At 33.0% G+C, this 21,799-nt stretch carries 23 protein-coding genes and 2 pseudogenes; 6 read left to right on the top strand and 19 right to left on the bottom strand.

Annotation, left to right across the window (positions count from 1 at the left end; all coding sequences use genetic code 11):
• Window positions 1–12 precede the first annotated feature (12 nt).
• From I592_RS20080 to mobQ, 10 genes are read right to left on the bottom strand one after another with little or no spacing between them, the layout of a single operon-like run.
• Window positions 13–1,668: a VirD4-like conjugal transfer protein, CD1115 family gene (locus I592_RS20080; RefSeq protein WP_010782368.1), complete on the bottom strand. Its 1,656-nt coding sequence runs from the start codon at window positions 1,666–1,668 to the stop codon at window positions 13–15.
• On the bottom strand, window positions 1,661–2,092 hold the full coding sequence (locus I592_RS20075) for a hypothetical protein (RefSeq protein ID WP_010782369.1): 432 nt from the start codon (window positions 2,090–2,092) through the stop codon (window positions 1,661–1,663). Before I592_RS20075 ends, I592_RS20080 begins: the two co-directional genes overlap by 8 nt.
• Before the next feature lie 4 nt (window positions 2,093–2,096).
• Window positions 2,097–2,648 carry a hypothetical protein gene (locus tag I592_RS20070; protein ID WP_010782370.1) on the bottom strand — a complete coding sequence of 184 codons (552 nt, stop codon included), beginning with the start codon at window positions 2,646–2,648 and terminating at the stop codon, window positions 2,097–2,099.
• Window positions 2,649–2,660: 12 nt separating this feature from the next.
• A complete protein-coding gene (locus tag I592_RS20065; protein WP_010782371.1) occupies window positions 2,661–3,770 on the bottom strand; it encodes a lysozyme family protein in 1,110 nt (369 codons plus the stop codon).
• A 21-nt stretch (window positions 3,771–3,791) separates the two neighbouring features.
• On the bottom strand, window positions 3,792–5,144 hold the full coding sequence (locus tag I592_RS20060; RefSeq protein ID WP_010782372.1) for a hypothetical protein: 1,353 nt from the start codon (window positions 5,142–5,144) through the stop codon (window positions 3,792–3,794).
• Window positions 5,145–5,157: 13 nt separating this feature from the next.
• Window positions 5,158–7,119 carry a VirB4 family type IV secretion system protein gene (locus I592_RS20055; RefSeq protein ID WP_010782373.1) on the bottom strand — a complete coding sequence of 654 codons (1,962 nt, stop codon included), beginning with the start codon at window positions 7,117–7,119 and terminating at the stop codon, window positions 5,158–5,160.
• Between the two features lie 10 nt (window positions 7,120–7,129).
• On the bottom strand, window positions 7,130–7,759 hold the full coding sequence (locus tag I592_RS20050) for a hypothetical protein (RefSeq protein ID WP_010782374.1): 630 nt from the start codon (window positions 7,757–7,759) through the stop codon (window positions 7,130–7,132).
• A gap of 16 nt (window positions 7,760–7,775) precedes the next feature.
• Complete coding sequence (locus I592_RS20045) at window positions 7,776–8,159, bottom strand: glycosyl transferase (RefSeq protein ID WP_001083514.1); 384 nt, start codon at window positions 8,157–8,159, stop codon at window positions 7,776–7,778.
• 18 nt (window positions 8,160–8,177) lie between these two features.
• A complete protein-coding gene (locus I592_RS20040; RefSeq protein WP_010782375.1) occupies window positions 8,178–8,510 on the bottom strand; it encodes a CagC family type IV secretion system protein in 333 nt (110 codons plus the stop codon).
• Between the two features lie 23 nt (window positions 8,511–8,533).
• A complete protein-coding gene (gene mobQ, locus I592_RS20035; RefSeq protein WP_010782376.1) occupies window positions 8,534–10,519 on the bottom strand; it encodes a MobQ family relaxase in 1,986 nt (661 codons plus the stop codon).
• A 291-nt stretch (window positions 10,520–10,810) separates the two neighbouring features.
• Here mobQ and I592_RS20030 point away from each other — a divergent pair, with 291 nt between their 5' ends.
• Both I592_RS20030 and I592_RS20025 read left to right on the top strand, forming a co-directional pair.
• Complete coding sequence (locus I592_RS20030; protein ID WP_010782377.1) at window positions 10,811–11,110, top strand: hypothetical protein; 300 nt, start codon at window positions 10,811–10,813, stop codon at window positions 11,108–11,110.
• A gap of 2 nt (window positions 11,111–11,112) precedes the next feature.
• The gene (locus I592_RS20025) at window positions 11,113–11,370 is read left to right on the top strand and encodes a hypothetical protein (protein ID WP_010782378.1); all 258 of its coding nucleotides are present in this window, start codon (window positions 11,113–11,115) and stop codon (window positions 11,368–11,370) included.
• Between the two features lie 109 nt (window positions 11,371–11,479).
• Here I592_RS20025 and I592_RS20020 read toward each other — a convergent pair whose 3' ends face one another.
• The 7 genes from I592_RS20020 to I592_RS19990 all read right to left on the bottom strand — a co-directional run bounded on the left by I592_RS20020 (window position 11,480) and on the right by I592_RS19990 (window position 15,824).
• On the bottom strand, window positions 11,480–11,698 hold the full coding sequence (locus tag I592_RS20020) for a hypothetical protein (RefSeq protein ID WP_010782379.1): 219 nt from the start codon (window positions 11,696–11,698) through the stop codon (window positions 11,480–11,482).
• 33 nt (window positions 11,699–11,731) lie between these two features.
• On the bottom strand, window positions 11,732–12,229 hold the full coding sequence (locus tag I592_RS20015; protein ID WP_010782380.1) for a DnaJ domain-containing protein: 498 nt from the start codon (window positions 12,227–12,229) through the stop codon (window positions 11,732–11,734).
• 533 nt (window positions 12,230–12,762) lie between these two features.
• Complete coding sequence (locus tag I592_RS20010) at window positions 12,763–13,080, bottom strand: hypothetical protein (RefSeq protein WP_002300567.1); 318 nt, start codon at window positions 13,078–13,080, stop codon at window positions 12,763–12,765.
• Window positions 13,081–13,520: 440 nt separating this feature from the next.
• Window positions 13,521–14,384, bottom strand: coding sequence for a zeta toxin family protein (locus I592_RS20005; RefSeq protein ID WP_010782381.1), 864 nt, complete (start codon window positions 14,382–14,384; stop codon window positions 13,521–13,523).
• A 1-nt stretch (window position 14,385) separates the two neighbouring features.
• Entirely contained in the window at window positions 14,386–14,658 is a 273-nt protein-coding gene (locus I592_RS20000) for an antitoxin (protein ID WP_000301765.1), read from the bottom strand.
• Window positions 14,659–14,674: 16 nt separating this feature from the next.
• The gene (locus tag I592_RS19995; RefSeq protein WP_002295735.1) at window positions 14,675–14,890 is read right to left on the bottom strand and encodes a peptide-binding protein; all 216 of its coding nucleotides are present in this window, start codon (window positions 14,888–14,890) and stop codon (window positions 14,675–14,677) included.
• Between the two features lie 91 nt (window positions 14,891–14,981).
• Entirely contained in the window at window positions 14,982–15,824 is an 843-nt protein-coding gene (locus I592_RS19990) for a ParA family protein (RefSeq protein WP_044927024.1), read from the bottom strand.
• 10 nt (window positions 15,825–15,834) lie between these two features.
• On the opposite strand from I592_RS19990, the pseudogene I592_RS19985 reads away from it, so the two are divergent.
• A pseudogene (locus I592_RS19985) lies at window positions 15,835–16,520 on the top strand (IS6 family transposase).
• A gap of 165 nt (window positions 16,521–16,685) precedes the next feature.
• Here the strand turns inward: I592_RS19985 and I592_RS19980 are convergent.
• Both I592_RS19980 and I592_RS19975 read right to left on the bottom strand, forming a co-directional pair.
• Window positions 16,686–16,973 carry a hypothetical protein gene (locus I592_RS19980; protein WP_010782322.1) on the bottom strand — a complete coding sequence of 96 codons (288 nt, stop codon included), beginning with the start codon at window positions 16,971–16,973 and terminating at the stop codon, window positions 16,686–16,688.
• Between the two features lie 135 nt (window positions 16,974–17,108).
• A complete protein-coding gene (locus I592_RS19975; RefSeq protein WP_010782321.1) occupies window positions 17,109–18,608 on the bottom strand; it encodes a primase C-terminal domain-containing protein in 1,500 nt (499 codons plus the stop codon).
• 682 nt (window positions 18,609–19,290) lie between these two features.
• On the opposite strand from I592_RS19975, the gene I592_RS19970 reads away from it, so the two are divergent.
• The 3 genes and pseudogenes from I592_RS19970 to I592_RS19960 form a co-directional block, all read left to right on the top strand.
• Window positions 19,291–20,112, top strand: coding sequence for a ParA family protein (locus I592_RS19970; protein WP_010782320.1), 822 nt, complete (start codon window positions 19,291–19,293; stop codon window positions 20,110–20,112).
• A 2-nt stretch (window positions 20,113–20,114) separates the two neighbouring features.
• Entirely contained in the window at window positions 20,115–20,519 is a 405-nt protein-coding gene (locus I592_RS19965) for a hypothetical protein (protein ID WP_010782319.1), read from the top strand.
• A 709-nt stretch (window positions 20,520–21,228) separates the two neighbouring features.
• A pseudogene (locus I592_RS19960) lies at window positions 21,229–21,799 on the top strand (IS6 family transposase); the annotation flags it as partial.

The raw sequence follows: 21,799 nt of genomic DNA, 5'->3' as shown, positions 1-21,799 counted from the left end.
TTCCTCCGATCTTTAAAATGGTAATTCGCTGTTGTCATTGTTGGTTGTGTTTTCCTCTATACCTTCATCAAAACTACTTAGAATATCACTCATTAATAGTTCTTTTTCTTCCTCTTCTTCTGTTACTTCTGATTCGATCGGTTGTTCAGGTAGATTTATTTCTTTTTTATTCAAATCATCTTCTTGTTTCTTCTCGTGAAAAATTGGGGCGCTTGCTAGTTGTACTTTTCGTTGTTTGTGCTGTTTTTCCAATTCCTCAATGGTTTCTTTGGCAAATTCCGTTTGACTGCTTATATAATCTTGCTGTGAAATTTCATGCTTTTTAAGAAGATTTCCGAACAATTCAAATTGTGGCGTTTTTCTTAACATGTAAGGTTTACCGTCAATTAACACAATACTTTTTCTGCCATTTTCTTCTTGTTGTAAATTGATAACTTCCCCTTCGGTAATCAATCGCCTTTTTTGGTAACCGTAGCTTTCTGACTTACTTCCGCTTCGGTTAGTTGTTTTTGCGGACGTTTTACTTTCACTTGTTCCGCCTGTATATACTTTGATTGTTGTATCATTTACTTGTCTTGAAAAGTATTCAGCGGTCGTTTCCTCTACACCACCTAGACATATTTTAATGGCATGATTCCCAATGATCGCTTTAAATTTCTTATCTCCGTAAAGTTCAAAGCCCTGGGGCAAAGATTGTAATATGGTACTAACTGAAATACGATACCCTCGACACGTTGCAAGAAAATTCTCGTATGTTGGAAAATAGCCCAAATTGACAAATTCATCTAGTAACATAACTAAAGGTACTGGCAATTTTGCGTTGTGTTTATCTCCTAAAAAATATAACTCTGTAAACATTTGTTGGAAAAATAGATTCACTAAACCGTCCCAAGTTCGATCTAATGGGGAAATTAGCACGTATAAACAAATTTTTGACGTTCCTAATTCCTCAAAGAAAAAATCGTTGGTACTGGTAAATTCTGATACTTCTTTATCAACAAAATCTTGCAAAGTCGTCAATAGACTAATAACAATGTTTGGTCTTGCTTCACTTTGTGCTTGTCGGAAGCCTAAATAGTAACTGCGTTTTGCTTCGTGTCCGTCTGGCAAACGCTCAAATTGTTCATCAAGTTCTGATACACCTTCTTCGTTATAGCGTGGATCAAATTCTTCTAAAAAGTCTAAAATACCCTCAATTGTTCTTGCGCTTGGTTCATATTCAAAATAAACATATTTAATCAGTGTATTTAATAAGTTTAATTGTGCATTGAACCAAAAATCTTTCCGTTTGGGATCATTCTTTGCTGATACTATGACGTTTGCAATCTTGTTTGTATCATTTGATTTGCGGATATAGAGTAACGGATTGTACCTAGAACTTAGCAAGAAATCTTTAAAATTTATCACAACTGTTTTGAAGCCCTGGGCTTTTTTTATTTCATTGGTTAACTCGTAAATTTCCCCTTTTGGATCGGTTACAACAATTGACGTACTGCGATTATTTACAACATTAGGCAAAACATAGCTTTGTGTTTTAAATGATCCTGGACCACCTACTACAAAAATATTTCGATTGCTTATTTTGCTATCTTCGGGTTGGATCACAACATTTCCGCTTTGAAATTTCCCTAAGATTAAACCGTCTGATTCTGCTAATAAACTACTCATTTTTCCCCCTCCTCATTGATTTTTCTAATATACTTTTCATTGATTTTTCAGGGATCAAATGAACGTTTTTCGGTGCATTTATTTCTGATTCTTCCCCCCAATAAGCCGATCCATGAACAGGGTTTGTTTTCCCGACAACCTCAAACGGTTGGCGTTTGGTAGGGTGTAGAAAGACAAATAAAACGATTAAAACAATAATTTGTACAATGAAGAACGGAATCATGTAATTAGATTGAATGATCTCTAAAAAAGTATTGATTGGGTGCTTTAAAATGCTTGTAACAAAGGGACTCAATTCAATGTTTGTATCATTCGCAATGATATAAGGTAATAATTTAAACACAATCAATGTTACTGGTAATAATAGTAGATAGAGTATAACTAGGATAATCAGTTTTACTTGCTCTTGCTTTTTCTTCGCCATGCTTTTACTCCTCTCCTAATTGAATGGTCGTTCTTTGGGTGATTTTTTGGTTTTTAATTTGAATGAGTTGATTAATTTCAAAATCATTTTTTGTACCGTTAAAAACCTGGTGAATCGGTGCTGTTACTAGATATTGCTGTGAATTATCCTTACTTTCATAAGCAAGAATTTTTATTTCATTTTCGTTTACTGAAGACTTTTGAATCGTGTTTTGCTGTGGGCTATATGAATTGTTTACGTTGATCTCGTTTTGTAATTCTTGATAAACGTTATCTGTCGCTAATTCTTTAACCGTTGTCATAGATATTTCTTTTTGACTTTTTTCGTAGTTATAAACGGTCTTGTAAAATTCTTTGATAATTTTTTCCGATTCGCTTTGGTTAGTGTTTTGTTCCGCTTGTTTGTCTGCTAGTTCCGTCTGTACGCTTTTTAAATCACTTTTTAAGTGACGGATCTGTTCGCTTTGCCTTATTCCAAAAACAATCATGCCTATGGTAACCACAAGTAAAACAAGCGTTGAGATAAACAAACCAACTTTTATTTTGTCAAACTCCATTTCTTCCTCTCCTTATTCAACATAACTTGCAATGTTCGCAATAGAAGCTGGCACTACTCGATAACTGATTGTTCCGCTTCCTGGGTTTACAACATTACATTCTGATACTAAAAGCGTACCGTCTGAATTTACGACTTCTACAAAGGCAACGTGTCCGTAAACTGGATCAGAGCCAAAAGAACCAGGTTGGAAAGAAATTGCTGTACCTACTTTTGGCTTATTTGTTACTTTATAGCCTAAAGCTTTCCCTTTATAGCCCCATTCGCCACCATTGCCCATAAAATCATCAATTGGTTTTCCAATTTGGGCCATACGATTAAAAGCGTACCAGGTACATTGCCCAAAAGGATAACTGCCACTGGTATTATAGTTGTGTCCGTCATATCTTGGATAACGTAATTTATTCTTGTACTCACTAGGTACATCAACTTGAACAACACCTGTATTATTAGAATTGTTTTGAACGCCCTCTGCGCTTGCCTGGCTTTCATTAACGTATTCAAGTAATTTTGGCACATAGAACATATTTCCGTAGTTATAGCGATAATTGTAGCCCATTGAAGTAGATAAGGCATTTACATAGGGTACCTTTTCGCCACCTGACATATTAATAGAAAATTGTTTAGCCAACTCAAAAGAATACGTTCCGCCATTTTTAACTACAAAATCAACAAAACCACCGCCATAATTGTACGCTTGAAGAGCTGTTTTTATATCTGATCCTCGATTTATAGCGCTTTTCATATTTTCTACAAAAAACTCTACTCCTCGTTGTATACTTCGTTCGGGGTCTTTAATAGTGTTCGAGGGCAGTCCTAAACTTTCGCTTGATTGCATAGGGTCGCCACCTTCACCACCTGATTCAATTTGCATAAGGGCTAAGATATAAGGTACATATTCCATACCGTCATATTGTCTAGCGTACTTTTCAACGGTACGTTTGTACCTCAAAACAGATTCACTTAAATTTTGGTTTTCTGTTGCTAGTCCGCCACTAGGGGCGGTTTGATCGTTACTAAAAATAAGAAGGAAGATTACAATGATAAAAACGAAAAAGCCTAAAATTGCTTTTGCTATCGGTTTTCGATAACGAATAAGCAGTTTGGCAGCCGTTACTCCCATAATATGAAATCACCAACCTTCCTAATCTTTTTCAGCGTTTGTTAATTCAATCTTTTCACTAAGCAATGTGTTGTTTTCTTCTAATAGGTCATTGGTTTGTTTTTTCTTCAATTCCTCATTTAAAGAATTATCCTTATACATATTTTCTAATTCTTCACTGTTATTTTCAATCAATAAGTCAATCATACTGATTTGACGTTTAGGATCGATTGCTAATTTCTTTTGTGTAATAGATACTTGACGGATTGTTTTTACCGTTGGAATATCCTTTTTCTTTACCGCTTGATCGATCAATGCTTCTATAATAGTTGTATCGGTACTTGTCTGAACCAGGTACTCAATATCTGTTGAATTGTCATAAGCTAAAATCTTCTTGAAATCTGCTAAATAGTCGCTTCCTGGTAAATCAAGGGCTTCTATTTTTTCGGTTTCTCCCTGTTTGTACAGACTTTGAATAATTTTTTTATCTGACTTCTTATCAAGTTCATAAGCCTTCGTATAATCACCAAGTTTCACGTAAATATCAACTTGTTTTTTCTTAGGATAATTGAGCTTTTGCATATCTTTTTCGATATTTTCACTATCATTATCAATAATCTTATTTAATATAGTGATTTCGGTTTCTGCGCTTTGCTGTGTAGCGGTAACTTGTTTCTTCTCATTTACTTTCATAAGTAAAACCGTACCGCCATATAACGCAATAACACCTATAACTAACACAATTTTTAAACTTTTATTTCTGCGAATTTTTCGGACATCTGCTTTTTTATCCTGTAATTCAGTAGAAAAGAAATTCTTTTGTTCTTCGGTTAGTCGATTTTTTATTAAATCTCTTAATGCTTCCAAGCTTTCAACTGCTTCTACATCATTTAAAAATGAATTTTTTTCTTTTGTTAGAACCTCAATACGATTCTTCTCATACTTCTCAAGTGTGAATTTACCAAAAAAACTACAAATAAAATTTTTCCACTGCTCTAATTCTTCTTTAGTTGAGTAAGGCAAATTATTAAAGTGATCTGCTTTATAAATAAAAAGCAAGTCACGTGTATCTTTGAGTAGGATATTTTGCATTGCTAAATAGGTGTTTGTTTTTTCTAGTACATTCATTTCAAGTAATCGATTCACTATATCCAATTTATAAAAATCAGCATATTCTTTTAAATCTAGTAGTGGTGTATAGCCATTAGGACGGTGATAAACAATTTCTAGTTTTCCGTCTTTGGTTAAAATTTCCTCGACATCAACAAAATATTGTTCACTTTCTTCTACATCAAAAATGTGTTCTCGATTCGTCAGATATTTTTCGTTTATTTGAACGACAATTACATTCTCTTGATAGTAGAATTGTAAATTTTTCAAGATTTTGTATTTCATTTGCTTCTCCCTTCTATTGAATTTTCGATCTTAACAACCAGTTGATCTCTTTCTTCGGACTAACGCCGTAAATATCTTCATATTCGCCTGGGTTAAGCAAACGCATTTCTTCCTGTGTTAAATCTACTTTTATCTTTGCTCGCTTTGTACCATGGAAAAGTAAAGCTTCCCCTTGCCGTTTTGAGGTAATGAACGATAATTCTTTTTTTGTGAGTTTAAGTTTCAATTCATTTGAAATACCTTGCGCTTCCGTTTCATCAAGTCCAAAAAACACTTTTGTAAAGCTATTCCCAATAATTGCTTTACCGATATTATCAGGTGCTTTTAATACATCATCAATCTGTTGGGTTGATACGGTACAATCAGCATTGTATTTTCTAAAGCGTTTATATGCTTGGAAGAAAAAGTCAGCACTAATTTTATTCTTCAATAAAAAGTGAAATTCATCTGCATAAACAGACGTTACAATTTGCGGATTGTTGGTTATTTCTTCAAATAGATAACTAAAGCTGTTGAGGTATGCTAAATCTCTGATTCCTTCTTCGGTCTGTAAATCTCGCAAAGAAAAGCAAATTAACGGATTGTTTAAGTCTATATTGGTATGACCGTTAAAAATGGTACGACTTCCGATTGTAAAATCTTCTAATGAATAAATAAAATCTTCAATTCGTTTGTATCGTTTTGGATCAGTTTCTTCTAAGGCTTTCAATCGATTTTCTAAGTCTGAAAATGTTGGAAAATCGGTGTTTTCCATTTTTGACAAGTTTTTCTTTTCGTATAAATTCGTATAGCATTTTTTAGCTTCTAACTTAATAATAGATAATTGACTGTCAGTCAAAGAGTGATCCACCATTAGGAAATATGGCGTTAAAATATTCATTCGTTTACTGATTTCTTTATCAATATCATTGTCAGTCATTTCAAAATCTTTGTGCTTTATTTCAAGATTTTCTACAAGTTCGTCCTCTTCAAAATCGGATAACGATTCTTTTAAATCGACATCTAGCGTATTGCGTGAGTAGATTTGAAATGGATTGATACGAACGTCTGACATAGACGATAGATTGATTATTTCGCCCCCTAGAGAACGTACACGCTCTGTTTGTTCATCTTCGGGATCAAATAAAACGATTCTGTGCCTTAGTTCTGTTGAATTATCAGAAAAAGCATATTTTTTTAAATAGTCTGACGTTAAGTAAGTGGTTTTTCCTCCACCTGATAGACCAAAAACAAATTTGTTACGATTGACTACTAATTTTCTATTGGTGTAATCAATACTAACAATATTTTCAGTATCTTTATTGATTCCCTCGATAATCATATTTTTAGTAAATACACTTAATTCATTATCATCAAAAGGAAAAATACTGCTTGCACTGATTGAATTAGCGATTGTATAGGTGTATTCAGGTACTTCATTAGATTGTAACGGTAAGGCACTCCAATACGCCTTATCAATCATAGTATATGGAATTAACGCTTTTACTCCACTTGCGATACAACGTGTTTCAAAATCTTCACACAATTTTTTCAGCTTATCTTCGGACTTACTTTTGATCAAAACATAGGTATATAAATAAAGATAAGAAGTGTTTTCGTCAACGGCTTGTTCTAACTGCGTTTGTGCAATTTTCATTTCACGTTCTAAACGAATAATTGTCAACGGATCATGCGAACGATCGATCTCTGCTTGCTTGTTCTTAATGGTTCTGTTGTAATAATCATTCAATGAGTTACCGTTTGCTTTAGTGTAATAATGAGATATGGTTATATCTCCACTCATTTTACGAATACGATTAAACCAATTTCCTCTTGGTTTATTATTGTATTTTGTAATGACATAGGGAACTGCGTATGAATCATCAATCAATAATTTGTCACGTTCTACTGTAAAGTTAAATGGTGCTAAATCAGATACAACGTCCGTATCAACTTCGGGTATTACAATAATTTTCTCTTTTGGTATCTTCTCCATTTTAACGCTCCTAACTATTCAAAACCTTTTTCATCTCGCCAATCGTACAAATTTCAACCTGACAATCATATTTACTTAAAAATGCAATTAAAGCTGTTCTGATTGTTCTTGTCTTATCACGTAACACTTGATAAGACAATTCCAAACTGTCGTATGTTTCCTTTGAAATTGGTTCAGAATTAATTACAAAATGTTGTTTCTTTGGAGTTTCCATGTTACTTGCTAAATTTCTGTAATGGTAATAATAGCTAGCTTTTAGTTGTAATAAAGCTTCGTTATGCCCTGGCATTTTGCGATAATTTTCTACTGTATTCCCCCAGGCTTCTACAAAATCGTCAATTTCTACTGGTACATTCTTAGAAGTGATCTGCGGTTCATATAGAACGTTTTGAGATAGAAAGACACCAAAATCTTCGTTTAACCCTTCTTGCTCTGATACTGGCAAGGTATCAACGTTTAAGCCGTCAACTTTTAGCATACTCACAAGGCTAAATTGCTTTTTTTCTGGCTGATAAACGACAAAAAAGTCTTTAAAAACGCCTTGAAATCGGGAACTATCTTCCCAATAAATCATTTCTTTTATCGTATCGCTTTTTTTATTATCGTTACTTTTGGAACTTTTTTTTAGAAAATCAAACAATGAAATCACCTCTCTTTTACACTCGTTCTTTTGGCTTTTTGTAATAGACTTTTGGTCTTTTAGAAAAGTCTTTTCTTTGCTTCATAAAATCAGATATAGAAATGTTAGGTCGGTCTGTAATTGGTTTAATCGTATAAAACGCCCATACACCACCAAATGACACCAAACCAACAATGACATAGATAATTAAAGGAAAAACGGCTGTGCTACGGAAAATAAGAATTGCCAATAGCACGCTTATTAATGCCGTACCGATCGCTTTTGCTGATTGTTTTAAATCTAGCCCTAAAATGACTGTGTATCGATCAGATACATTGGACGGAAAAAACCAAGTCCGCCCTTTTTCAGTGTCTGCATTTAACAAATCTAATAGGGCTTGTTTCACTTGATCGCTATTCATAACTAACTCCCTTCTCTATTAAGCAAGTAAGCCATACGCCCAAGGTACTAACCAAACCAACGCCCCACCTAATGCCGTAACAAGCAAGGCTGTTCCCAAGGCTTTATACATGGTATTTTTTTCTTGTGGGTCATCAATAGACGGCAAGTATTTAATAACAATCTTCGCACAAGCAATCCCACCAACTACAACAATTAAGGCTGTTAAAACACCTTTTATAGTGTTACCCGCTTGAACTAATTTCGCTTGTGGATCAGTGGCTGCAAACACTGGATCAGTAATAAATAATGTACCCACCGCAAAAACCGCACTTTCAAGCTTAAACTTTGTATCTTTGATAAATTTTTTCATTTTATACACCTCTTGTTTTTATTTTATCGCAAAGGAATATTCCTTTGTAATGATTGGTTTTCTTTTGCTTTTGTTTGCTTAATCAATTTGTCTAAGTTTCGTTTTTTCTGTGGTTGGTTACCACTCAACAAACGATTAATTGATTTCGCAAATTGGAACATTTTTACAGACACTTCATTTTTTTCAGGTTCATTTTTTTCCAATTCTTGGGATTGATCTTTATTAGTATTTTCAATTTCCTTACTTAATTCAAGTTTATCAGAATCAGGTAAATAAGCATTGCGATTAACGACCTTTTTCAGATTGTGTTTTGCTAATGGGCTTAGTTCATCAATATGTTTCATGCTATCTTGAACAAAAAATACACCTTGACAATCATTAGGAATTTTCACCGTCTGAATGTTAGTTAAGAAGCCTTTTGATTGTTCCAACATGGAATTAATTTCCTCACTGCTGAATCTAGCAACTCCTTCGACTTTAGAAAAATCAGTTGTTTTGTAATAGTCAGCTTTTGCAAGTAGCATTTCGCCTTCTATGACTGAATCTATTGAAACATTTTTATCAAATTTTCTTTCTACTTCTGATTTAACATATTCTATCAATCCTTGTTTTATTCCTATTAGTTTTTCTTTCTTAATTGATAAAATTTCTTTTCTTTCAGGGTTATTTTCTTTTGTTATACTATCTTCAACTTGTTTAATTTTTGAATCAAGATAACGGCTAGTTTGAAATGGTTTTTCTTTAAAAATCTTTTTACTTTCTTCTTTTTCTACTACTCTTTCATTGTAAATGACCTCTGCTAACTGATCTTTATTCAATAACTGTTTTCTAAATATGGTTTCATTAACCATTGCTCTAACTTCGTGATTTGAAAATTTGTCAATATTCAAACTTAGATAAGATTTTTTGAAGAATCTTTCTGCTTGTTTATCTAAAATTTCATTTGCCTTTGTAAGCATATCTCGTTCACTACTAATTTTACTTAACATCAAACGTTGTTTTTGAATTTCCATTTTATTATTAAAGATAAGTGAATTTTCCCACCTCTTTAATTCACTAATTCTTTTGTCAATATTTTCATCATTGACAAATATTTTTAATTCTTGCGAAAGGTTTTTCAATTCCTTTTTCTCTAAAGGTGAAAATGTTTTTTCAAATTTTAAAGTAAAGTTTTGGTCTTGTTTTAATACTTTTTCTTGATTTTCAAGTTTATCAAGTTCGCTTAAAACATCATTGTAACTTTGAATTTCTAAATTTTTCCTTTTTAACTCACTTATAACTCCTTTATCTTCTAATTTTTTTGAGTAAAAACCTTCATGGATTGTTGGTAGTTCTTTTTTACCAAGTTCCGCATGAGATTTTTCTGTAATTTGTTGATCGATATTTCTGTCTTTTAAATATTGATTAACTTTGTCTGCCCAATCTTTACGAATTTCAGAAACAAGAGATTTTCTATCCCAATCATTAGTTTTTATTGAAACTGTTACTCTTTGTCCTTTTTCGTTAAAAATCTGATTGCCATTTTCATCTAGTTTAGGTATTCTTTTTCTTTTATTTAGAATATTACCTTCACTATCTACTTCTCTCATTGTTAACATAATATGAGCATGAGGATTGTTTTCATCATCTCTATGAATAGCTACGTCTGCAATCATTCCTTCACTGACAAAGTTATCTTTTACAAAATCTTCAATCAACATTCTTTGGTCTGAGTTATTTAATTCAATTGGCAATGCTACATTTAATTCTCGACAAAGTTGAGCGTTTGGACTTTTTTCTGCTAATTCCATTTTATTCCATAATGTCTGTCTATCTAAAAACTCATTAGGTACATAATCAGGTTTTAAAATAAAAGCTTCTGGTTTAACAGTTCTATGGTTGTATAGATTAGTTTTTTCATATAGTTCACTATACAATTTTTCACCACTTCGATAAGAAGCCATTGCGATTAAACTTCTTTTTCCGCCTTCTCTTTTTGCTATTGTCATAGATAAATGGAAGATTGCCAATTGTATAACCTCTCTTTCTTTTCAAACATGAGCGTAGCGAATTTTAACAAACACGCTTGACGATAAAACTAAACAAAAGTTAAGTTTTATAGCACATTACCCACAAATGTGAGTTAGTGGGTATAAGTGCGCCCTTAGTAAATCATCTAAGGGAATCCTTAATAAATTAATTTTACCATTTATCAATGAAAAAGTAACTATGTTTAATCTGACATTTCCGTTTATATTTATTGATTTTAGAAATATAATATAATACGATAGACATATACAAATTATCAGGAGGGATATTTTATGGAAAATCAAGATCAAACCATCAAGACAGAAAATGAGCAAATTATTCCAAAAATAAAACCAAAAAAGAGAAAGAAAAAAACTGTTTCTGATATTGAACTTCAAATTAAAGAATTACAAAAGAAAAAAGAAGAATTAATTCTTAAATCAAAAGCAGATATTGGTGATTTTATCCTTTCTACTCTTTCAAAAAATGATATTTCTATTGAATCGATTGAAGAAAACAAAGAATTATTCTATGATGAATTAGAAACTTTATTAAATGCGAATAGTCAAAATTTTTCTGAATTACTTAAATAGTTATGACAAATAATGATTTAAATGACATCAACAAAAGAATAGAAAAACTAAAAATTCAAAAAAATATTTTGCGAGCGAATAGCGAGCAAAATATTAACAGAAAAAGAAGAACAAAGCGTCTAATTGAAAAAGGTGCTTTGTTAGAAAAGTATTTTGAAATTGACTATTTAACTGTAGAAGAAACGGAAGAATTTTTAAAAATTTTTTCTGAATATATTAAAGCAAATAAACCTAAAAAGTATAAAAAAAAGGAGAAATAATTTTCCTTTTTTTTATACTTTTTTAAATAAAATTGATTGTTCTTAATGTTTGTTCTTCCTTTTTTAATTTCTTTAATATTTCATTTACTGATTCTATATCCAAATCGTATCAATCACCAAAAGCGATAATATCACCTGATACTTTTTTTTCTATAAAATCAACTGTTAAAGTTATTTCTCTTGTTGACATTGGCGAACGTGCTTCTATTTGATATAAATCAAAATCATATTTTTGATGATTATTTATTCCTCTCATTTCTGTTACTGTCACTTTTATAACTTTTAAAATATTACCTTCAAAATTTATTTTTTTTATTTTAATATCCACTTTAAAACTTCCTTTATGATAAACTTACAAGCCTTAATTGGCTTGTAAGTATTTTTTTTCTTCTTTATCTTCCTTCACCTTTTGACTTCCATACATTACCCTTATTGTGTCCATATCATAATTTTTTCGACTACGTTTTTTATAATCGCTTGGTGCTTTATACCATGCGTATTTTTTTGGTGAATAACGAAATTCTAGGGCTTTTATGTCGTCCTTATAAGGTTTTGTGTTTCCTGTTAACCATATAAAAGTTCCCACGATTTCAATTGATACACCGTCCATTTTCAGATTGAAAAGTTGATTTATAATGTCCTTAAATTGTTCGGGCGTTTCAGTCGTTTCTTTTGTATAGGTTTCGCCGTCTTTGTTCTTGTGAGTGTTTTTAAGTTTGCTAAACAGTTCGTCATATTCATTGTTCAAAATTTTCATTTCTTCTTCATTCCCGCCACAATCGGGGTGTAACTTCAAAGCTAACTTTTTGTAGGCTTTTTTCAATTCTTCCAATGTTTCAACGTTTTTAATGTATTTCATTTTTATCATTCCTTTTCTTTTTGATTTTTGGCTTTTTGACAACCATTTTTGTTAGGCGTTTGAGGAAGTGAAGCTGTTTTCCTCGAATGGTAAAAGCTGTGAATGTTCTACATATCTTGTTCCTTTCTTTTTTCGTTTAGGTGGTTCATTTTCGCCAGTGTGTTCGTGTCGTTTGCTGTGACGAGTACGCAACATAGACACAAAGAAAACACAAGGGCGAGCTTGCTCGTTTATATATTCTTGTGTTTTCGACTGGATATGTTAAGGTAACAAACAGTAAGTGACACGTTACAGACTGCAAAATGTACCAACTGAAAAAAGAAAGTATCTGAGGTAGAGTAACGAACGGTTAGCTTTTACCATTCGAGGAAAGGTGTTAGTCAAATACAAATATCTTTGCAAAGAAATAAGTTGGGTTTGGAACGAGGAGCAACTGCACCGCAAGTGGAACAACTTATTTTATCCTTCTTAGGTTTTTCTTTTTGGTGTTTTACCTAAAAGAAAAACCTAGCTTTTTTTGCTAGGCTTTTTTTTTACATTTCTTTAATTTTCAAATTTTTTATTTCCCACTCAAACCATTCGCTAAAATCTTGTTTAAAGCCGTTAATAGAATATTGCTCTTGTTCTTCTGCTTCTTTATCGTTTTGAGGGTCTAAGTAGGTCGGTTTATCTTTTGGTCTTGCGTATACACCTATCCATGTTTTAAAATCGCCCTCAAAACTGCTATCTATGATAAAGCCTTGCTCTTTTAGCTCTTCTCTTACTTGAGCTTTTAGATATTGCTGTTCTTGTGTTCCAAAAAACTCATTTTCTGTAAAATCTTCTAATTGTAATTTTTTTGTTTTTTCCATTTTCTTTTCCTCTTTTCTTTTTTTTGATTTTTAGTTTTTTGACAACCATTTTTGTTAGGCGTTTGAGGAAGTGAAGCTGTTTTCCTCATGTTTTAAAAGCTAGAAATAAATTACAGTGTACGCTCCTTTCTTTTTTCGTTTTGTTGGTTCATTTTCGCCAGTGTGTTCGTGTCGTTTGCTGTGACGAGAACGCAACATAGACACAAAGAAAACACAAGGGCGAGCTTGCTCGTTTATATACCCTTGTGTTTTCGACTGGATATGTTAAGGTAACAAACAGTAAATGACACGTTACAGACTGCAAAATCTAGCAACTGAAAAAAGAAAGAATACCGTTGTGTGCTTTATTTCTCGATCAGCTTTTAAAACATGAGGAAAGGTTTTTATAAAAAAAGAGTAGTTACCGTTTTTTGGTAACTACTCTTTTCCTTTTTTAAGGTTTAAAGTCCTGGAAGTTTAGGTGTTTTGGGTATTGGTGGTGTAGGTGGCTGCAAGCTTTCCAATTTTTGTTGAATTGCTTTAAATTCAGGGGTTTCTTGGTGTTGATTTTGAACCATTTTTTGCTCTATTCGTTCTAAAGTCGGTTGAATTTCTTTACTTGCTACTTTACGATTCAATTCTTTTTCTAAGGTTTCTTTTGGACTAATAGAAGGTGTTTCCAAACTTGAATAGAGTTTTACTCCTTCTCTATTATAAAGCCTTATATCGCTAAATAAGCCCGTTTTATGAAGTGTTTCTAAATTGTTAGGTAAATTTTTAACCACAATATCATGTGCTTGTTTTGGTGTTGCCCTGGCTGTCATTGGATCATCTGCATACATGGTTTCATATCGTTCAATTGTTCCTAAATATGAGTTGATTTTAGGTACTGCCATGACATACATTTTTGTTTCATAACCTTTAGCTTGAAGCATTGTTGCGGTTTGAATAGGAACGTCTGTTGTTCGTCCTGTACCTTCGATCACCAAATTATACCCTTTATCGCTCAAATGGCTTATGATCGCTTCTGTCATGCGATTAGAATAAGGGGTAACGTGTTTTACTACGTCTTTTTCATAAAGTTTCACTAGTTCATCAAAATTAGGGTGCTGTTGTTTAAAGGTATCATTATCAATGACAATAACATCCCCTTGTGTTTCTTCAAAAATTGCTGATCGCAAACTGGTTTTCCCTGACCCTGGTTGCCCACCAAGTAAAAAAGCGGTTGGCGATTCAACCGCTTTTTTTCCTTGAATCAATTCTTCTAAATTATCATTTAAGCGATTCTCAAATTGTTTGTCAGTAAAATTGACTATATTTGCCATATTAAGCCACTTTCTCTTTATTCAAAACTTGTTTTGAGTAACGATTCATTGACCGCCAATACTCATGAACGGCTTGTAATTCTTCTAAAGAATAATCAAAAAGATTTACACGTTTTGCAAGCTTTAATTGGTTTAATAAATTGACTTCCAATAATTGAGAGTCATTTTTATTTAATTCATGGTTCAAAACATAGTTTAATACTCGATTATAAACACTTGCCGATAACTCATTAATGATTTCAATTTCAAATGTTTTTTCATACGTAACTGCCATTTCATTTTCACTCCTTTTAAAGTTTGTCAGGTAAATATTTCCGAATATATTCTTCTAAGGCTTTATCCATAACTTCTTTTACGTTTCCGCCATTCTTTGCTGTTTCGATTTTTATGATATGGTGTAAGTCAGCACGAACACGAACCGTCTTATCTCCCATTATATCTTTTTTTGCACTGATTGGTGTATCATTTCGTTTTGCTTTTTGTGCGCCTAAATTTCCCACAATCACTCACTTCTTTCTATTTCTTCTTATTCTTATTTTATCATCAACAATCACAAATCACAAGTGATTTGTGATTAATCACTTGTGATTTGTGATTCTATTCTTTTTCATTTTCTAATTGAATAATTCGCTCAAGCATTTCAAAAAATACGTTCTCATACATGGATAAAACTTTTTTGTCATAGCCTTTGTGTTCTGTAATTCCGTTTTTAGACCAGGTACTTACTTTATTACTTCGCTTGATAATATTTTGGAAAACCAAGTTATCTTCTTTATGTTGCTTGTACAGTTCTTCCAGGTTTGATTTTATCGTTGCGCTGTCCGTATCAACTAAATAAGGAACAAAACCGATCATATCTAGTCCAGGGTTAAATTGTTCTTGTAAATCAATCAAATAGGAAATATAGTTTTGAATGTTGTTTGTACTTTCTTCTTCTGCTTGTAAAGGGATCATAACGTAATCACTCGCCACGATTGCATTATTTGTATAAACGCTTGGCGTTGGTACAGTATCAATAATAATGAGATCATAGTCACTTTTTAAAGGTGCTAAAAGAGTAGCAAGCAATCTACTTTCGTTTTCAAACGTCCATGAACGAGTTAATTTTGGCAGTAACATCAAATCAAACGTGCCAGGTATCAAGTCTAAATTATCAGTCAAATGAACAATAGAAGAAGCCAAGTTTCCATTTTTCAAGCCTTCGTAAAAATTAACACGTGGCAATTCTACCTTAAAAGTTTTTGCTAAGTCTTTTGTCATTGTTGCTTGTAAGTCCTTATCGATCATTAAAACTTTTAAATTCAATTTGTCTGTCAAGTAAGCAAACATAGTTGATAATTTTGACTTTCCAACACCACCTTTAAAGTAATTATTCAAGATAAGGTTCTGTTGCAAAGTTTTAAATCTACTATCAGATAAGGTAGAATAATAGAAAAAGATAGCAGGAGGAATGACGATGAGTCATTTTAAAGGAAAGCAATTTCAGCAGGATGTGATTATTGTAGCCGTGGGCTACTATCTTCGTTATAACCTTAGCTATCGTGAAGTTCAAGAAATCTTATATGATCGTGGCATTAACGTTTCTCATACGACGATTTATCGTTGGGTGCAAGAATATGGCAAACTACTCTATCAAATTTGGAAAAAGAAAAATAAAAAATCCTTTTATTCATGGAAAATGGATGAAACGTACATCAAAATTAAAGGAAAATGGCATTATTTGTATCGAGCCATCGATGCAGATGGTTTAACCTTGGATATTTGGTACGTAAAAAACGGGACACACAAGCAGCCTATGCTTTTCTTAAGCGGTTAGTGAAGCAGTTTGATGAACCGAAGGTTGTAGTCACAGATAAAGCCCCCTCTATTACAAGTGCCTTTAAGAAACTAAAAGAATACGGCTTTTATCAAGGGACAGAACATCGTACCATTAAATACCTGAATAATTTGATTGAACAAGACCATTGTCCAGTAAAGAGACGCAATAAATTCTATCGAAGTTTACGCACTGCCTCTACCACGATTAAAGGCATGGAAGCCATTCGAGGATTATATAAGAAAACCCGAAAAGAAGGCACTCTCTTCGGGTTTTCGGTCTGTACTGAAATCAAGGTATTATTGGGAATCCCAGCTTAAATCATAGATACCGTAAGGGATTTTATTCTTTATTTAAAACTTTGCAACAGAACCGAATAATCCAACAGTAATAAAAGATAAAGTCAAAATCCCATAATAAATTTTCAAAAGAACAGACCATTCTTTGATCCTATTAAGAACAGCTATCTCCTCCTCCGTCATCAATCAATTCACCTGTTCTTTCTTCTTCTTTGGATCCATACTCTTTAAGAACTTCTCCTCCAACACCAGTAAATGACGATAAACACCATCCATTGACCAGCCTGAAGAAAGACTAAGACAATATAAAAAATCACAAGGTAACGTTTTTACTGCACGGTTTCTAGTTACCCAGCTTGCTACTGTACTCTGCTTATAGCCATGCAACTCACAAAATTGCTCTACTGTCATACCTAACCGCGAAATAATAAATACATTGATCGGGTAGGGATATACAAAGGTATTGATACTCATAGTCAGAAAGACCTCCCACCATATTATTACGTTTGCGATAATAGTACTACTCTTTCTTAAGACCAGCAAGCAAAGCGGAGAAAAGAAGGAACGTATCATAGATATAATGTAATAGGCAATTTGCACCTTTTAATTTTAACCTGTATCGATCATGAACAGATCTGTTTGCACGCCGATCTTATTGGGTTCTATCAAGCGTTTCAGTGCTGTCTGGATAAACGTGTATTCTTTTCCAAAAGCTTCTGAGATCGCAGCGAAATAAGCCCCCCGGCTTTCTTTTTTTAGCCGGATAACGGAGCGCATCAATCCATGTATAGAAGCTAGCATAATACCTCCATTACGACCAGCACGAACACGAAAATGAATTTTGTTCTCTTCTCTTAAATGCTTCAGTACTTTGTCCAGGGAACGTTTTGGGATCTTTAAACGTTCAGTTAAATCTTTTTTTGTAGAAATAATGTATGGTTGTTCTTCATAGGATTGCTCATTCAAATAGGACAGTAGATCTTCTGCCCATTCATGACTATGTGAATACTTGCGAACAGCTCTTTCTTTCTTGAATTTCCACCAACCCCGTTTTTTGTTGAATAGTTGCTCTTCAGAAAGATTGGCATCGACCCACTCTTGGCATAATAGGACAATTTTTTCTCTGTGCGCTGCTTGATATTTTCCGGAGTAAGCGGAACGAATGATTCTGGTTAATTCTCGATCAGATAAAGGGTTAGCCAAGCGGTCATTGAATTCTAACATCGTCAATTCACATGCTTCTACTTCGTATCCTGACGAAAAGTATGCCAAAGACAAGGTGAATATGACATTATTTCGACCATATACGCCCTTTTCACCTTGTATTTTTTGACTTTTTAGCAACAGCTGGAACCAAGGTTCATCAACTTGACGAAATTCTTGAGTAGATGGCAATACAAAAACGTTCTTGATCTCCACTTTTTTGTCCGCATCTTCTCTCATTGACCAGTCGATCCATTCTTCGAAACTATAACGATACTGTGGTTCAAAGAATAAAACATTCTCTTCAGAAGGCATTCGTGTGATCCCAAAATGATTGGCATTTACATCAACAGGAAACCGATAATCATTTGAAAATTTGTTTCTTAGATTTCTTGAGATCATTTTAGCCACATTGATCACTTTAAAATTTGATTTCTTCGTCACGTATGCAGGCTTGTCTAGTACATAGAAGGCTTGAAATCCATGCGGTGTACGTAGAATCATTGTCGGCATAAAGCCGATCTCGTGACTGGCCAAGATAATTTCTCCATAGTCAAAGTTTGGATCCAATGTGTCAAAATCAACAAAGAAAGTATTGATTTGACGCAAATTGTCCTCAGAATGACCTTTTGTAAACATTCTGGCTTCATCAGCATATGTTCCATAGCGAAATACATTTGGTGTCCAATGAGTGAATCGATTATCGTTTTCGATCACCCCTTCTTCTGAAGTGATCACTAGTCCAATCCCCTCGATCATGTGTTCCTTTGAACGGTACGCAAAAATAGCCCCCTTTCCCGACTGATCACTAAAAGAGACCGGTTTTAAGTGGCTGTTTTTATATTTGAATTTACGGATACCATTTTGTAAGATTGCTGAATAAACTACGTCTAAAGTAGCTGCCATTGCTGCTTATCCTTTCTAAACAAAAAGAGAACACAAATAATCTTTCGATTTGTGCTCTCTCAATGGCCTAAAAAGTCAAAAATTCATTAAACTACATAACAAAATAAGCGTATATATATTGAGTTGCTCGTCTAAAAATGGTAAGATAAGTCTATAAGTTCAGATTGCAGTCTGAACAGATTATCCAATTACATAAGTGGTTTCCAGCCGCTTACATAATCCCTGAGACGAGCGAGAACACATAGTTTTGTATGTGATTCAGATAAAAAAGTGAGGTCCAATTCACATTTTTATCCGTCTCTTTTTATTTTACCTTTCTTTTAGATTACAAAACATTCATTAACTTGTAAAGCACTATTTCTAACTAAAGATTGCAACCGTATACTATAGAACTTTTATTTTGGTATACTGGTATACTTATACACCAACAAAAGTGTATAAGTGTATCAGTATACTTTTTGATTTAAGTAAGGAAATTCTTTGTAATTCAGCGCAATTTATATTAAATTTGGATTTTAGTTAAGCGTAAATTTAATTTTATTGGGTATACTGGTATACTTTCTATTGGAATTAGTATACCAGTATACTTTTACACAATTCTACTTTCGCAATTATTTTCTTTACAAATAAACTTAACGTTGGTATACTAAAGATATATTATAAATAAAACGGAGGTTCATTCATGGGAAAAGTATATGTGGTTGGAAATTTTAAAGGTGGCGTAGGGAAAACGAAATCTGTAACTATGCTCGCTTATGAGAGTGCCGTTATTAAAGATAAAAAGACATTAGTTGTGGATTTAGATCCCCAAGGTAACGCTACAAGTATTTTAGCTAAGACAGGCGAACTTAATGAAATTTCTAAAAATATAACCGTTGGATTTGAGGAAGGCGATTTAAGCACTCAAATTACGCCAATTATAAATAATTTAGATTTAATTGCATCTAATACCACCTTTAGAAACTTAACGAAAATTCTAATGAATAGGTTTCCTAATGATGAAATCAAGCAAATTACTTATTTAAAAGAATTGCTGAATCCATTAAAAGAAGTCTATGATGCCATTTATATTGACGTCCCACCTACAATATCTGACTATAGTGATAATGCTATGCTTGCAGCTGATTATTGTATTATTGTATTGCAAACACAGGAGCTATCTTTAGACGGTGCTCAAACCTATATTGCTTATATGCAATATCTAGCTGATACATATGACAATGATTTACAAGTATTAGGCATTATACCATGCATGCTTAGACCTGGTGGACGGGTAGATACTAAAGTACTGGATCAAGCAAAAGAATTATACGGAGGAAATGTTTTAGATACCATAGTTAAGTATCAAGAAAGATTGAAAGTTTACGACGTCGAAGGGATACACGTTTCGTACTCATATACTGGTAAACCCGATGGTTGGGATATTAAAGCGCATAAAGTATTCATCGATGTTTTGAATGAGTTGGATCGACATGAGGAAATACTAGAATCTTTGGAGGATTAAATATGTCTGAAAATTTTAAACCAATAATAAGTAATAAAAAAAAGAAATCTTCTTTACAGTCAAAAAAAGTTGAGATACAAGGGAAAACAGATTTTGGAAGGACCTCCTCTAACGCTCCTAAAAATAATCTCGAGCCTCTGCTTATAAAAAAAGAAATTACTGCGAAGCCAATTGAAAAAGATAAACGGTTTTTAGCAACATTAACTCAAAAAGTCTCACCTTCAGTTAATTTGAAAATGAACACCCTTAAACCATTTTTAGGGGAATTAGAAAATATGCCAAAGGCAACAATTAATGAAATAGTCGACTTAGTCATAGATAGTTATGTAAATACAAGATTGTCCACTAGACAACAAGAAGCCTTTAAAGCAATGTACGATACACAATTAAAAATGCTTAAAAAGTAGAAAAGTATACTGGTATACTTTTCTACTTTTTATATAGTACCTAGTTGCTAGTGTTTTAATTAGCTTTCTGAAGTAAGATAAAGATAAAAAAAATAAAGGTATAAAATGGTACCTGTAGATAGGACACTTGTAAAAAAGAGTGTCCTACCTAAAGGTACCATTTTAATTTGGTCTGTTTTCTTTTTATCAACACAATCTATTTACTTACTTTAAATAAAGTAAAGTTCTCAGGTAAGCTTAAAAATCTCCATTCGTATAGACTATTCGTGTACTTTAAAATAATTTTCATAGTATCTAGCGAAAATTCATACATATAACTACCTACGATTCCAATGATTGGATTCTTGTTTACATCATTTTTAAGTTTATTTACAGTCACTTAAAAAGGGATCCATATCCAGAATTACATAGTAAGAAGAAACTTATAACACCAAACCATCGTACTCGATAGTATAAAAGTATACCAGTATACTTTTATACTATAATCAAGTTTTAAAATATCATCAACTTGAGTATTGGCAGTGTGATAACTTACAGGAAGAGGGAGTTTAATATTTTTTTTCAAATTCGCAAAACTTTATAATTCGTTCTCTTGACCTAAAAAGGGAACACATGTTCTAATGTGTATATATAAAATGTATGGTTCTGTTGCAAAGTTTTAAATCTACTATCAGATAAGGTAGAATAATAGAAAAAGATAGCAGGAGGAATGACGATGAGTCATTTTAAAGGAAAGCAATTTCAGCAGGATGTGATTATTGTAGCCGTGGGCTACTATCTTCGTTATAACCTTAGCTATCGTGAAGTTCAAGAAATCTTATATGATCGTGGCATTAACGTTTCTCATACGACGATTTATCGTTGGGTGCAAGAATATGGCAAACTACTCTATCAAATTTGGAAAAAGAAAAATAAAAAATCCTTTTATTCATGGAAAATGGATGAAACGTACATCAAAATTAAAGGAAAATGGCATTATTTGTATCGAGCCATCGATGCAGATGGTTTAACCTTGGATATTTGGTACGTAAAAAACGGGACACACAAGCAGCCTATGCTTTTCTTAAGCGGTTAGTGAAGCAGTTTGATGAACCGAAGGTTGTAGTCACAGATAAAGCCCCCTCTATTACAAGTGCCTTTAAGAAACTAAAAGAATACGGCTTTTATCAAGGGACAGAACATCGTACCATTAAATACCTGAATAATTTGATTGAACAAGACCATTGTCCAGTAAAGAGACGCAATAAATTCTATCGAAGTTTACGCACTGCCTCTACCAC

The sequence above is a fragment of the Enterococcus gilvus ATCC BAA-350 genome, assembly GCF_000407545.1.
Taxonomy (GTDB): Bacteria; Bacillota; Bacilli; order Lactobacillales; family Enterococcaceae; genus Enterococcus_A; species Enterococcus_A gilvus.
The sequence above is the reverse complement of the archived record's forward strand: the minus strand, read 5'-3'. Positions and strand labels throughout refer to the sequence as shown.

Bases quoted from the DNA above. Each gene is read 5' to 3' on its own strand.
- I592_RS20055 (WP_010782373.1), bottom strand. From the start codon at position 7,119: ATGGAGAAGATACCAAAAGAGAAAATTATTGTAATACCCGAAGTTGAT.
- I592_RS20040 (WP_010782375.1), bottom strand. From the start codon at position 8,510: ATGAAAAAATTTATCAAAGATACAAAGTTTAAGCTTGAAAGTGCGGTT.
- I592_RS20045 (WP_001083514.1), bottom strand. From the start codon at position 8,159: ATGAATAGCGATCAAGTGAAACAAGCCCTATTAGATTTGTTAAATGCA.
- I592_RS19970 (WP_010782320.1), top strand. From the start codon at position 19,291: ATGGGAAAAGTATATGTGGTTGGAAATTTTAAAGGTGGCGTAGGGAAA.
- I592_RS20070 (WP_010782370.1), bottom strand. From the start codon at position 2,648: ATGGAGTTTGACAAAATAAAAGTTGGTTTGTTTATCTCAACGCTTGTT.
- I592_RS20065 (WP_010782371.1), bottom strand. From the start codon at position 3,770: ATGGGAGTAACGGCTGCCAAACTGCTTATTCGTTATCGAAAACCGATA.
- I592_RS20030 (WP_010782377.1), top strand. From the start codon at position 10,811: ATGGAAAATCAAGATCAAACCATCAAGACAGAAAATGAGCAAATTATT.
- I592_RS20010 (WP_002300567.1), bottom strand. From the start codon at position 13,080: ATGGAAAAAACAAAAAAATTACAATTAGAAGATTTTACAGAAAATGAG.
- I592_RS20080 (WP_010782368.1), bottom strand. From the start codon at position 1,668: ATGAGTAGTTTATTAGCAGAATCAGACGGTTTAATCTTAGGGAAATTT.
- I592_RS19965 (WP_010782319.1), top strand. From the start codon at position 20,115: ATGTCTGAAAATTTTAAACCAATAATAAGTAATAAAAAAAAGAAATCT.
- I592_RS19975 (WP_010782321.1), bottom strand. From the start codon at position 18,608: ATGGCAGCTACTTTAGACGTAGTTTATTCAGCAATCTTACAAAATGGT.
- I592_RS20015 (WP_010782380.1), bottom strand. From the start codon at position 12,229: ATGAAATACATTAAAAACGTTGAAACATTGGAAGAATTGAAAAAAGCC.
- I592_RS20060 (WP_010782372.1), bottom strand. From the start codon at position 5,144: ATGAAATACAAAATCTTGAAAAATTTACAATTCTACTATCAAGAGAAT.
- I592_RS19980 (WP_010782322.1), bottom strand. From the start codon at position 16,973: ATGAGTATCAATACCTTTGTATATCCCTACCCGATCAATGTATTTATT.
- I592_RS20025 (WP_010782378.1), top strand. From the start codon at position 11,113: ATGACAAATAATGATTTAAATGACATCAACAAAAGAATAGAAAAACTA.
- I592_RS20005 (WP_010782381.1), bottom strand. From the start codon at position 14,384: ATGGCAAATATAGTCAATTTTACTGACAAACAATTTGAGAATCGCTTA.
- I592_RS20000 (WP_000301765.1), bottom strand. From the start codon at position 14,658: ATGGCAGTTACGTATGAAAAAACATTTGAAATTGAAATCATTAATGAG.
- I592_RS20075 (WP_010782369.1), bottom strand. From the start codon at position 2,092: ATGGCGAAGAAAAAGCAAGAGCAAGTAAAACTGATTATCCTAGTTATA.